Annotated in this window: 14 protein-coding genes and 1 other RNA gene; 9 read left to right on the forward strand and 6 right to left on the reverse strand. The window is 27.6% G+C overall.

The window, feature by feature from the left end:
- Genes lptC through ACTTAV_RS00280 form a run of 3 tightly spaced genes read right to left on the reverse strand, consistent with a single transcriptional unit; the run spans nt 1 to nt 2,157 of the window.
- Nucleotides 1-576, reverse strand: coding sequence for an LPS export ABC transporter periplasmic protein LptC (gene lptC / locus ACTTAV_RS00270; RefSeq protein WP_440669423.1), 576 nt, complete (start codon nt 574-576; stop codon nt 1-3).
- A complete protein-coding gene (locus ACTTAV_RS00275) occupies nt 577-1,545 on the reverse strand; it encodes a KpsF/GutQ family sugar-phosphate isomerase (RefSeq protein WP_440669424.1) in 969 nt (322 codons plus the stop codon).
- Complete coding sequence (locus ACTTAV_RS00280) at nt 1,546-2,157, reverse strand: ribonuclease D (RefSeq protein ID WP_440669425.1); 612 nt, start codon at nt 2,155-2,157, stop codon at nt 1,546-1,548.
- Nucleotides 2,158-2,174: 17 nt separating this feature from the next.
- On the opposite strand from ACTTAV_RS00280, the gene ACTTAV_RS00285 reads away from it, so the two are divergent.
- The gene (locus tag ACTTAV_RS00285) at nt 2,175-3,125 is read left to right on the forward strand and encodes a complex I NDUFA9 subunit family protein (RefSeq protein WP_440669427.1); all 951 of its coding nucleotides are present in this window, start codon (nt 2,175-2,177) and stop codon (nt 3,123-3,125) included.
- A gap of 37 nt (nt 3,126-3,162) precedes the next feature.
- Here the strand turns inward: ACTTAV_RS00285 and ACTTAV_RS00290 are convergent, their stop codons facing one another.
- Nucleotides 3,163-3,657, reverse strand: coding sequence for a GcrA family cell cycle regulator (locus ACTTAV_RS00290; protein WP_440669428.1), 495 nt, complete (start codon nt 3,655-3,657; stop codon nt 3,163-3,165).
- Between the two features lie 171 nt (nt 3,658-3,828).
- Here ACTTAV_RS00290 and ACTTAV_RS00295 point away from each other — a divergent pair, with 171 nt between their 5' ends.
- Both ACTTAV_RS00295 and argF read left to right on the forward strand, forming a co-directional pair.
- On the forward strand, nt 3,829-4,995 hold the full coding sequence (locus ACTTAV_RS00295; RefSeq protein WP_440669430.1) for an aspartate aminotransferase family protein: 1,167 nt from the start codon (nt 3,829-3,831) through the stop codon (nt 4,993-4,995).
- A 1-nt stretch (nt 4,996) separates the two neighbouring features.
- Complete coding sequence (gene argF, locus ACTTAV_RS00300; RefSeq protein WP_440669515.1) at nt 4,997-5,926, forward strand: ornithine carbamoyltransferase; 930 nt, start codon at nt 4,997-4,999, stop codon at nt 5,924-5,926.
- Here argF and ACTTAV_RS00305 read toward each other — a convergent pair.
- On the reverse strand, nt 5,918-6,460 hold the full coding sequence (locus tag ACTTAV_RS00305; protein WP_440669431.1) for a c-type cytochrome: 543 nt from the start codon (nt 6,458-6,460) through the stop codon (nt 5,918-5,920). The two genes, argF and ACTTAV_RS00305, sit on opposite strands and share 9 nt — an antisense overlap.
- A 109-nt stretch (nt 6,461-6,569) precedes the next feature.
- Here ACTTAV_RS00305 and kdsB point away from each other — a divergent pair, with 109 nt between their 5' ends.
- The 6 genes from kdsB (at nt 6,570) to recR (ending at nt 10,866) form a co-directional block, all read left to right on the forward strand.
- On the forward strand, nt 6,570-7,307 hold the full coding sequence (kdsB, locus tag ACTTAV_RS00310) for a 3-deoxy-manno-octulosonate cytidylyltransferase (RefSeq protein ID WP_440669432.1): 738 nt from the start codon (nt 6,570-6,572) through the stop codon (nt 7,305-7,307).
- A complete protein-coding gene (locus ACTTAV_RS00315; protein ID WP_440669433.1) occupies nt 7,304-8,134 on the forward strand; it encodes a prephenate dehydratase in 831 nt (276 codons plus the stop codon). Before kdsB ends, ACTTAV_RS00315 begins: the two co-directional genes overlap by 4 nt.
- 47 nt (nt 8,135-8,181) lie before the next feature.
- Nucleotides 8,182-8,272, forward strand: an RNA gene (gene ffs, locus ACTTAV_RS00320) — signal recognition particle sRNA small type.
- 5 nt (nt 8,273-8,277) lie between these two features.
- Nucleotides 8,278-9,930: a DNA polymerase III subunit gamma/tau gene (dnaX, locus tag ACTTAV_RS00325; RefSeq protein ID WP_440669434.1), complete on the forward strand. Its 1,653-nt coding sequence runs from the start codon at nt 8,278-8,280 to the stop codon at nt 9,928-9,930.
- Entirely contained in the window at nt 9,931-10,248 is a 318-nt protein-coding gene (locus ACTTAV_RS00330) for a YbaB/EbfC family nucleoid-associated protein (RefSeq protein ID WP_440669436.1), read from the forward strand.
- Between the two features lie 6 nt (nt 10,249-10,254).
- Nucleotides 10,255-10,866: a recombination mediator RecR gene (recR, locus tag ACTTAV_RS00335; RefSeq protein ID WP_440669437.1), complete on the forward strand. Its 612-nt coding sequence runs from the start codon at nt 10,255-10,257 to the stop codon at nt 10,864-10,866.
- Here the strand turns inward: recR and ACTTAV_RS00340 are convergent.
- Nucleotides 10,853-13,036, reverse strand: coding sequence for a malate synthase G (locus ACTTAV_RS00340; RefSeq protein WP_440669438.1), 2,184 nt, complete (start codon nt 13,034-13,036; stop codon nt 10,853-10,855). The two genes, recR and ACTTAV_RS00340, sit on opposite strands and share 14 nt — an antisense overlap.
- Nucleotides 13,037-13,050 lie beyond the last annotated feature (14 nt).

Consider the following 13,050-nt stretch of genomic DNA (forward strand, 5'->3'; position numbering starts at 1 on the left):
TTAATTTAAAGATTTGATATTTACTTTTTTGTCTTCCTCATACATAAAAATTTTTACTTCTTTTGTTTTAATATTTAATTCAATTACATCAGCTTTAAGTGAGGTGTTATCATTTTTTAAAGTAACGTTTTTTGAAATAATCATTAAATTATTATCCCATGAAAAATCAAGATACTCTCCTATTATTTTATTGTCTAAATATGTAATTAATACATTTTTTGAAAAAATAGTATCATAATTTTTAATATTATACTTACCAAAGTCTGAAGATATTTCTATTAAATTGTAATTTACTAAACTTATAACTCCTTTTAAGTCTGTTAAAAAAATATAATTATTTTCTTTCTGATCTATTACACCTTCTGCTGCCTGTAACCTATATTCATTTCCTCTGGAGTCTTTAGAAATATAACTTACATCTTTAATTATATTTGAGTTTTCTATATCTTCCTCAATATTTTTTGTATCTTGATCATTAATTGTTGGTTTTTCACTTTTATCTTTAAAAAAAATAATTAATAAGAAAAAAAAAATTATAACGATAATAAATATTCTTAAAACAAAATTTTTTTTCATTTAAGATATATTTGATTGTAATATATTATGAATATGCAATACACCTATTGTTTTAAGTTTGTTTTCCTTATTATACACACATAGTGATGTGATTTTTTTATTGTTCATTAGTGAAAGAGCTTTAGCTGCAAGTTCATTTTTATCAATCCCAATCGGGTTTCTTGTCATAACTTCTTTTGCTGAAAGATTATATAAATTTTCTTTTCTTTGACTAATTCTTCTTAATTCACCATCAGTTATTATACCTTTTGTTAATTTTTTTTTATCTATAACAAGTAAAAAACCAAGTTTTTTTTTATTTAAAATTTTTAATGCCTCTTTCATTTTTAAATTTTCATTAACAAATGGAATAGCCTTATTTCTCAACATAATATCCTCAACAGTTTTGAGTTGAGCACCCAAACTTCCAGCAGGATGAATCTTTTTAAAATCTACTTTGTTAAATTTTTTTTGTTTCATTGTTGCAATAGCCAGTGCATCACCTAAAGCTAATTGAGATGTTGTGCTTGATGTTGGAATTATATTACCTGCTTCCGTTACTTTCGGTATTAATAATTTAATATCAGAAGATCTGTAAAGAACTGAATCTTTTTTTGAAACTATTCCAATTAGCAAAATTTTATTTCTATTAGCGTATTGGATTATGTTTTTTAATTCATTTGTTTCCCCAGAATTACTGATCAAAATAAGTATATCTTTTCTAGAAATACTTCCTAAATCTCCATGAGATGAATCACTTGCTGATAAATAAAAAGAAGGTGTGCCAACTGATGATAAAGTTGCAGATATTTTGTTTGCAATAAGACCACTTTTTCCAACTCCACACAAAATAACTTTAGATTGACATTTTACAATTTGTTCAACAGCTAAATTAAATGAATTATTTAGATTTTTTTTTAAAATATTTAATGCTTGAATTTCTAAATTAATTACATTTTTACCAATTTTTATAAAATTTTTTTTTTTCATTTAATGGGACCAAATATCGTCTTTAAATAATGCCAAATCAAGTTCAACTCTTGTTTTTAAAAATTTAAGACAATCTTTATATAAATCAATTCTTTTTTCTCTTTCTAAAATATTGCTCAACTCTTCATGAATTTTATGGAGATAAATAACATCGTTTGCACAATATTTCATTTGAGCGGGTGTTAATTCACCTCCAAAATCTGAACTTTGAAATTGTTTATTAATATCTATGTTTATAAATTCCTTAATTAATGTTTTTAAAGAATGGTTATCAGAATATGATCTAGCTAATTTAGAGGCAATCTTAGTATCAAGAATATTGTTAGTATCAGTTTTAAGATAATATTTAATATGTGCAATATCAGCTCTACCATAATGAAAAATTTTTGAAATATTATTATTGTTCAATAATTTAACTAAGTTTGGTGCATTATAATTTGATCTATCTAGTTGAATTATATGCGCGTCAGAATTACCTGTAGAAACCTGTATTAAACATAAAGGATCACGTCTCACGTTAAGACCCATGAATTCTCCATCGATAGCTATTACATTGCCTAAATCCAAATCATCTGGTAAATCACCTTTGTGAAGTTTGATATCAATATTCATTTTTAAGTCATATATATATGAAAGCAAAAAATTGTCTAATTTTTGGTGGTAGTGGTCAAATAGGACGACATCTTTTAAGAAAGCTAACTAAAAATAACTATAAGGTTACTGTAGTAACAAGAAATATTCATCAAAAAGGTCACATAATCAAAACTCAAGGAAATGCTGGTTATATTGATATTGTTGAGTTAAATATTTTTGAAGAAGCAAAAATAAGAAAACTTTTTGAAAAAGCCGATATTTGTATAAATTTAATTGGTATTTTGTATGAAAAAAGAGGAAGCACATTTAAGAATATACACACTTTATTTCCCAGTATATTAGCTAAACTTTGCAAACAATATAATTTAAAACATTTTATTCATTTATCTGCATTAGGAATTAATCAAGCTCTGGATTCTGAATATGCAAAAAGTAAACTTGCTGGTGAAAAAGAAATATTGAAAAATTTTCCATTATCAACAATTTTAAGACCATCAGTAGTTTATTCAGTGGACGATAATTTTACTACTAGTTTTATGACCTTATTAAGCAGGTTACCAATATTTCCACTATATTATTCTGGAAAAACTAAGTTTATGCCTATTCATAGCTCTGATTTAGTAGATGTAATTTTTAATATTATTTCAAATAATATTTACTCCCAGATAATAGAATGTGTGGGCTCTGAAATTATAACGTTAAGAGAAATTTTACAAAAATTAATTTACTTAATTGATAAAAAAAGACTTTTGTTACCTGTACCATTATTTTTTGGAAAAATATCCGCAAAAATATTGCAATTATTTCCAGAACCCTTAATTACTGAGGATCAACTTAAACTTTTACAATATGATAATATTGTGAGTGGAAATTATAAAACTAATTTTGATATTGGCAATCCTGCAAAATGTTTATTTGAACAAGAGGTTTATAAATATAGTCATATGTGGAGAGAAGGTGGTCAGTTTTCAAAAAAAAATATTTAATCTATAATATTTTTTATAAATCATAACAGGTTTAAAATTAAGCAGATTTTATTTTCTTTTCAATAAATTCAGGAACTTCATTTTTGTCTGTAACATCATCTTTTTTACCTTTAGGCTGATAAGCATAAAGTAAGTGCAATTTACAATATGAAAAATCTTTAAGTGATGATCTTCCACAAAAATAGAACCCTTTTTCGTCTGGATGTCCTATTGGCCATTTACATGAATTTTCATCCAATTCTTCAAGAGACTTAGGATTTTCTGGTTCAAAATCTTTTTCAATTATTAGAGATTTAAACTTACTTCTTCGTCCTTTTTTTGTTGTAATATTTTTATCAACTACTGAATTTTTAAAACTTTCATTTGATGTAGCTGTTCTAGTTTTGATTTTTGCAGATAGATTTAGTCTATGCGCTTTGCCAATTACTGCGTTTCTACTAATTCCACCAATAATTTCTGCAATTTGACTTGCAGTGTTGCCTTTACCCCACAATTCTTTTAATTTTGATACTTTTTCGTCGGTCCAACTCATTTTAACTATATTTTGTGTTAATATTTATAAAATACACAATATACTGATATTATAAAAAAATAAACAAGTACTTAATTCAAGTTATGCACAGATATAAAAAACGGTAAACTTAAGTTACAATCATAACTTGTATTTAACTATTTTATAAATAGAAAGCTTAAAAAATAAATTATGAGCTACTTAGCTAAAAATTATAATAGAAAAAAAATTTCTTTTAAATTTGGAAAAGGTTCTTATCTCTATTCTACAAATGGAAAAAAATATTTAGATTTTGTCCAGGGAATTGCTGTAAATTCTTTGGGTCATGCACACCCAAAATTAATAAAAACTATTAGAAATCAATCAAAAAAACTTTGGCATGTTTCAAATGCTTTTCAAATTCCAGAAGGAGAAAAATTAGCTAAAAAATTGTGTCATAAAACATTTGCTGATTACGTCATTTTTCAAAATAGTGGTACCGAAGCAACCGAAGCAGCTATAAAAGTCGCTAGAAGATACTTTTACTCTATAGGAAAACCACATAAAAATAGAATTTTATGTGTAAAAAATTCATTTCATGGAAGAACAATCGCAGCAATTTTTGCTAGTGGTTCGAATAAAATGATTGAGGGATTTGGCCCTAAAGTCCCAGGGTTTGATCATTTTATATTTGGAAATCACAAGTCTTTAAAAAGAAGCATTACCAAGAATACAGCAGCAATTATGGTTGAAACAATAATGGGTGAGGGAGGTATAAAAGTAATACCAGATTGGTGCTTAAAAGAATTAAGAAAATTATGTAATAAGAAAAAAATACTATTAATTTTGGATGAAGTACAATGTGGTATTTCAAGATCTGGAGACTTTCTTGCTTTTGAAAAATCTAAAGTGAAACCAGATATTGTTCCAATAGCTAAGGGAATTGGTGGTGGATTTCCAATTGGTGCGGTTTTAATGAATAAAAAAGTTGCTGCAGGGATGACGCCAGGAACCCATGGTTCTACATTTGGAGGAAACCCTTTGGCCATGGCTGTTGGAAATACAGTAATAGATATAGTGTCAAGTAAAAAATTTTTGAATAATGTTAAAACATTATCAAAATATTTTTATTTAAGATTAAATAAATTGAAAGAAAAATATCCTAAAATTATCAAAGAGATCAGGGGGAGAGGTCTATTAATTGGATTACAATTGCATAAAGATCAATCTAAGTTCATTAAAAAATTGATGGAAAATAAACTCTTAACTATTCGTGCTGCAGAAAATGTTGTTCGAATTTTACCACCGCTGAATGTTAAAAAAAATGAAATTAATGAATCTTTAAGAATTATTACTAATGTTTGCGAAAAACTTAAATAAAATGAGACATTTTATTAATTTAAAAGATATTTCAGCGAAAGATCTAAGAAAAATTATAACTGATGCAAAAAAAAGAAAAAATTTAAGAAAAAAATTAAATACGCTTGAAACAGATAAGGGTGCTCCACTTAAAGGCAAAATTTTAATTCAAATGTTTGAAAAGCCAAGCTCAAGAACAAGAATAAGTTTTTACTTAGCAATCAAACAGCTGGGTGGAGGAACTTTGACACTTAGATCTAACGAACTACATCTTGGACAAGGTGGAGAAAGTATAGAAGATACAGCCAAAATTTTATCTACTTATGGTGATGGTTTTATGCTGAGAACAGATAGTGATAAAAAAATTGAAAATTTTAAAAAACATTTGTCAATTCCAATTATTAATGGTTTAAGTCCTTCGTCACATCCAACACAAGTATTATCAGATATTTTCACTGTCGAAGAAATAAAAAAAAAATCTATCTCAAAACTAAACATTTGCTGGATAGGTGACTCAAACAATGTTTTAGATAGTTTAATTGCTGCTTCAGTAAAATTTTCATTTAAATTAAGTATTGGTTGCCCCAAAAAATATGAACCCGGAAAAAAAGTAAGAGACTGGTTAAAAAAAGAAAGTAAAAAGATTTATGTTTATAACGATCCAAAAAAAGCTGTTACAGGTGCTGATGTGATATTTTGTGATAAAGTTATATCTTTAAATGACAAAGGCAATAAAAAGAAAAAAATAAAAACATTTAAAAATTTTAAAATTGATAAAAAATTAATTAGTTTTGCAAAGAAGGATTTTATATTTCTTCATTGCCTTCCAAGAGGTGATGAGGTTTCTGAAGATGTTTTTTTAGGAAAACATTCGCATGTATGGCAGCAAGCTTTGAACAGAGTACATGTTCAAAAGAGCATTTTATTATATTGTTTTGGAAAACTAAGGTAGTGGTAATGGATTATCAGAGTTTTGATTTAAATATAAAATTACCGAAGCTCTATCTTTTTCTTTTCTTAAACCAGCAAATGCCATCTTGGTACCTTTGATCCACTTTGCAGGTTTTATTAAATAACCATTTAATTCCTCAAAAGTCCATTCCTTGCCATATTCAGAAAGTGCTTTAGAATATTTATAATCACTTACTACTCCAATCTTTCTTCCAACTACATTATAAAGCGCAGGTCCAATATTATTTTTTCCATCTTTTGTAATTGAATGACAAGCTGCACATTTTTTGAAAACATTTTCTCCAGTAGTAAGATCTCCCATAGCCATTAAGGCAGCTATATCAATTATTTCTTTAGTTTTTCCTGTGTCTGTTTCAGCACTAGTAGCAACCACTTGCTCTACTTCAACTGAATACCCAGGTGTTTTGGGTTTTTCAACATGAAAAATTACGCTGGATAGCTTACCGATACCAATTATTAGGAGTGCAACCATTAATATAGCAGCTACTATTTTATTTATTTCAAAAGAATCCATTTTATAAAAAATTGTTTTGAACATATAACATTATAAATAAAAAATTGCTTATATATTTTGATGTACTATTTTGCCTCTGTTTATATTGTTTTGATAAATAAGAAAATCAATGAAAACTATAATCATAATTCCATCTAGGTTGTCAGCTACAAGGCTACCAGGTAAACCACTACTTAAAATAAATGGTTTATCAGTAATTTCTCACGTTTTTAAGAAAGCCGAAGAGGCAAATATTGGAGAAGTGTTTGTTGCTACTGAGGATAAAGAGATTGTTGAAGATGTAAAAAGTAATGGTGGTCAGATAATATTGACTACAAAAAAACATAAAACCGGGACAGATAGAATCAATGAAGCTCTTGAAAAAATTGATAGCTCAAGTGTTGATTTTGTTATGAATTTACAAGGTGATGAGCCTTTGATGAATATAGATGATATTAAAAATTTAAATAATCAAATGATTAAAAATAACAATGAACTTGGAACGTTAGCTTGTAAAATTTTAGATAAAGGATTTTTTGAAAATCAAAATATTGTAAAAGTAATTACAAAAGAAAGTTTAAACGTTTCAAATTTTCCAGAGGTAACAAATTTTACTCGAAAAATATCACAACGAAGTGAAAATACTTATCATCATCTAGGCATTTATTGCTACAAAAAAGAAATACTAAAAAAATTTGCATCTTTAGGTCAATCTCAAAATGAAATTAAAAATAGTCTAGAACAACTTAGGGCGATAGATAACAATATAAGAATTAAAGTTGCTCTTGCCAAAGAATCTTCAATAGGTGTAGATACAGAAGAGGATTTTGTAGCTATAAAAAAAATAATGGAATATAAACAGAAATGAATAAAATTTATTTTCAAGGTACCTTTGGTGCTTATTCTCACCTTGCTGCTTTATCAATTGATAATAAGGCTGAGATTATACCTTGTAAAACTTTTGATGAGTGTTTTGTAAAAGCTTCTAAAGACGTTAATTCAAAAATTATAATTCCAGAATCAAATAGAATTACTGGAAATATCGGTATTGAATATTTAATTTTTAAACACAGATTAAATATTTATGCAGAATATTTTCAAAAAATTGAACATAACTTACTAGGTTTACCTGGAGTAAAGATTTCTGAAATCAAAGATGTTTATTCTCATGGTCAAGCATTATCGCAATGTTCTAAATTTATTAAATCTTATAACCTTGTTGAACATGTTAGAGCTGATACAGCTGGTTCAGCAGAAATGATTTCAAAAAATAAAGATAAGTCAAAAGCTGCAATAGCTTCTTCGTTAAGTGCAAAAACTTACAATTTAGAAATAATTAAAAAAAATATTGAAAATGAAAAAGGTAATTTAACGAGATTCTTAGTAATGGGAAAAAATATTTCTCAACCACAATTTGGTAAAAAAAAATATATCACATCATTTTTATTTAAATTAAAAAGCAAACCAGCTGCCCTTTATCAATCTTTAAGCGGTTTTGCTATTAATGGAGTGAATTTAACAAAATTACAAAGCTATCCAGAAAAAAACTCATTTGATTCTTTCTTTTTTTTATGTGACTTAGATGGTCACATCGAGGATAAAAAAGTACAAAAATCTTTAGAAGAATTAGGATTACATTGTCAAGATTTTCACGTCCTAGGTGTTTTTGAAGCTGACAAACTGAGAGAAAAATAAATTATAAACTTTTCTTGTAGATTAGAAATCATTACTGCTATAATAGTTTTGGAGGCTAGGGCGTTTGCTTCATGAACCCGGTCAGGGAGGAAACTCAGCAGCCGAACTAAAAGTGGAACGGGTCTAGTCTCCTTAGGATTTAAATGAACAGAAATTCAAAAATACTCGCATTAAAATACAGGCCACAAACTTTTAATCAGTTGATTGGTCAAAAAGTCATTACAGAAACAATTATTAATTCAATTAAACTAAACAAAGTACCGAATGCTTATCTTTTTACAGGTATCCGGGGTATTGGAAAAACTACGGTTGCTAGAATTGTTGCAAAGTCCTTAAATTGCTTAAATGGTATAGAGAATATATGCAAGGATAACTTGTGTGATAATTGTGATGCAATAACTAACTCAAGTCATATTGATGTTTTAGAAATAGATGCTGCTAGCAAAACAGGTGTAGATGACGTTAGAGATTTAATTGAGTTTTCAAGATATGGACCGACTTCAGCAAAATATAAAATTTTTATTATTGATGAAGTGCACATGTTAAGTAAACAGGCGTTTAATGCTCTGTTAAAAACTTTGGAAGAACCTCCTGAATATCTTAAGTTTATTTTTGCAACGACAGAAATAAAAAAAATTCCTATAACTGTTGTATCAAGATGCCAAAGATTTGATTTATCAAGAATAAAATCAATAGAATTATTGGAATATTTAAAAAAAATTAAAGATAAAGAAAAAGGCAACGTCTCAGATGATGCATTAAAGTTAATAGTAAAAATTTCTGAAGGATCAGTGAGAGATGCATTGTCATTGCTAGATAGAGCTTTGCTGAGTTTGGAAAGTAATGAAGAACTAAATTTAAATGTTGCTCAGAAAATTTTTGGATATTTTGATAAATCTCAATTAATTGATTTATTTGAGTTAATTTTGAAAGGTGAAGAAAATAAAGTTGTCGAGATATATAGAAAAATATATGACCAAGGTGTTGAACCAAAAGTTTTTATTAATGATTTTTTAGAATTAGTTTATTATTTTAAAAATATTAATTCTTTAAATTTAGAGAGCACAAATTTTTCTCTTAATGATGAAGAATTTTCCAAGATAAAAAAAATATCTAGTAATATAGAAAGTGAAACCTTACTATTATTTTGGCAATTAACTTTAAGAACACTTGAAGAGTTAGATATAGTAAGTGATCAAAATTTATCAATTGAAATGTTCTTAATTAGATTGATGTATCTTAAATCTTTAAAAATTAATGATTATCTTTCAGTTGATAAAGACAAGATTAAATCTTTAGAGAATAATAAAGAAGATGAAAATATAGAAAATGAAATTAAATCTGAAACAATTAATCAAATTAAGAATGTTGCTCAAGAAAAAAAAGTCAAGCTTGAAATAGAAAAAGAAATTAAAAATGAAGATAAATCCTCGATAAATACATTTAATCAACTTCTCGATGTTTGTACAAAAAAAAAAGAAATTAAACTTAAATATGAATTAGAAAATAATGTAAATCTTGTTCGTTTTGAAAATAATAGAATAGAAATATCTTTTAATGATAATTTAGATAAGAATTTTGTAAAAGATTTATCTTTGAAACTTTTTGAATGGACAGGTGTGAGATGGATAATCACTTTTAGTAAATTAAAAGGTGATTTATCAATAAAAGATAAGGAAAAAAATAAAAAAGTTGAACTTTTAAATAAGGCAAAGAAAACCCAATTATATAAAAGTGTGATTGAAAAATTCCCAGATGCCGATTTAATTGAAATTGACTCTTCAAAAAAGAATTGAATGACCGATTTTACAAAAATAATAGATAAGGCTAAAGAACTTGAAACTAAAATGAGAGAAAGTCAGGAAAATATAAAAAAAATAAGAGTAGAAGGTGTTTCAGGAGCTAACTCAGTAAAAATTATTTTAGATGGTGAGGGTAATATTCAAAAGATAGAAATCTCAGATGAAATTTTGAAGGAAGATAAATCTATTTTAGAGGACTTGATTGTTGCTGCACACAATAATGCAAAAACAAATCTTAAATCAAAAACTAATGAAGAAATTTCAAAAGCAACTGGTGGTTTTGGAATACCTGGATTTAAGTGGCCACTATAAGAAATAATGCATAATATAAACGAGATTGATAATTTAATTAAGTTAATTTCTAAACTTCCTGGTTTAGGACCAAAATCTGCAAAGAGAATAGTGCTCAAATTAATTAATAATAAGGATGAAATTGTAAAACCTTTAGCTAATACTTTAGCTCAAGTTTATAAAAATGTTTTGAGATGTAATTCGTGTGGAACTTTAAAATCTTCTGTAGCTAAGTGTATAAATTGCGAAAATACAAAAGGAAATTTTAACAAAATTTGTGTGGTTGAGGATATTGCAGACCAATGGTCTATTGAAAACTCAAGTATTTTTCAAGGCTATTTCCATATTTTAGGTGGAACGATTTCTTCATCAGGTCAAAGAAAAGAGGATTTGTTGATCAATTCTTTAGTAGAAAGAGTTAAAAGAGATAAAATTGATGAAGTAATATTGGCTACTAGTGCGACTGTAGAGGGACAAACAACAGCATATTATATTCAAGATAGTCTTAAGAAAACAAATGCAAAAGTTACGAAACTTGCGCAAGGGTTGCCAGTCGGTGGAGAAATTGAAAGTTTAGATGATGGAACATTATATTCTGCATTTAAAAATCGATCAAAATTGAATTCTAATTCTGATTAGCCTTTTTTTCCAATCTATTTAAATGAAGGAGGGGCTCAGTATATCCAGATGGCTGCTCTTTACCTTTAAAAATTAAATCACAAGCAGTTTTAAAAGCAATTGAATTTTCAAAATCATCTGACATTTTTATATATCCACTTCTCCCACTTCGATAATGAGCAGGATCATTTTCATTTTGTTTATCTACTATTTTAGCCATTTCTTTCATTATTTCAGTGACCTGTATTTTGGTTGTAATTCCATGATGAATCCAATTTGCAATATGTTGAGATGAAATTCTAAGAGTTGCTCTGTCTTCCATTAATCCTATGTTGTTAATATCTGGAACTTTGGAACAACCTACGCCTTGATCAATCCATCTTACCACATAGCCTAGTAAAGTTTGTGCAGAATTTGAAATTTCTTTATTTATCTCCTCTACTGACCAATTAGGTCTATTAGCAATAGGAATGGTTAAAAGATCATCTAATTTGGCTTGAGGTCTAGATTTTAATTTTTTTTGTATATCAAAAACATCTACCTGATGATAGTGGAGGGCATGTAAAGAAGCAGCTGTTGGGGATGGGACCCATGCACAGTTAGCTCCTGCTTTTAGGTGGCTTATTTTTTCCTCTATCATTTTTTTCATTTCGTCTGGGGCAGCCCACATCCCTTTACCAATTTGAGCTTTACCTGAAAATCCACATTTTAAACCTAAATCTACGTTGTTGTTTTCATAAGCTTCTATCCATTTTGAAGACTTCATATCTCCCTTTTTAATCATTGGTCCAGCTTCCATAGATGTATGCATTTCATCACCTGTGCGATCAAGGAAGCCAGTATTTTGAAAAACAATACGTTTGGAAAGAACTCTAATACATTCTTTGAGATTTGCAGAAGTTCTTCTTTCTTCATCCATCAGACCTACTTTAATTGTGTTAGGTTTTAATTTTAGTGTCTCTTCAACTTTAGAAAAAATTAAGTCAGTAAAAACACATTCATCTGGACCATGCATCTTTGGTTTTACAATATAAATAGATCCAGTTCTTGAGTTTTTTTTTCTTTTTAAATCATGCAGTGCAGCAGCAGTAGTAATAAATGCATCCATAATTCCTTCAGGAACTTCACTACCATCTTTTAATAGTATAGATGAATTTGTCATAAGATGTCCTACATTTCTAATAAGCAACAAACTTCTTCCATGTAATTTCAAACCTTTACCATCTTTTGAAATATAACTTCTGTCAGGATTTAATTTTCTCTCTAAATTTTTACCATTTTTTTCAAATTGAATTTTAAGATCACCTTTCATTAAGCCTAACCAGTTTCTATAACAAACAATTTTATCTTCAGCATCAACTGCAGCAACACTATCTTCATTATCACAGATAGTTGAGATAGCTGACTCCACAATAACATCGCTAATACCCGCTATATCATGTGCTGCACTAAATGCTTTCGGATTAATTATTATTTCGAAATGGAGATTGTTATTTTTTAGTATTATGGCCTCAGGTTTATTCGAGTCACCTCTATGACCTACAAATTTATTTGTATCTTTTAATTTATAATCATAATCATCTTTTGAAATAATAAGATCTTTATCTTTTACTTTTAAACTAGCAATATTTTTCCAGCTTGTTCCATCTATTGGAATAAATTTATCAAAAAATTCTCTGACATATTTTATTACTTCTTGACCACGGTTTGGATCATATCTTTCACTGCCACCTTCCTCTGACTCGATTACATTTGTTCCATATAAACTGTCATACAAACTAACCCATCTAGCATTTGCTGCGTTAAGTGCATATCTTGCATTCATAATAGGAACTACTAATTGTGGCCCGGCTATTTTTGCTATTTCATCGTCTACATTCTCTGTCTCAATTTTAAAATCAAGCCCTTCATCTTTTAGATAACCTATTTCCTTTAAAAATTTTTTATATTCATTTATTTTTATTTCTTTACCTTTATTTTTAATGTGCCATTCATTTATTTTTTTTTGTAATTCTTCACGTATTTTTAATAATTTTTTATTTTTTGGTGCTAGTTCATGCACAGTTTTATCAAAACCTGACCAAAATTTATCGGCTGAAATATTTAGATCTTTCAATAGTTCATTATTTACGAATTCAAGTAAATTTTTTGAAATTTTTAAATTATTGATATTTTGGTAATTATCAGTCATGATTTATTATAAAG

It is taken from the genome of Candidatus Pelagibacter sp. HIMB1483, assembly GCF_052048135.1.
Taxonomy (GTDB): domain Bacteria; phylum Pseudomonadota; class Alphaproteobacteria; order Pelagibacterales; family Pelagibacteraceae; genus Pelagibacter.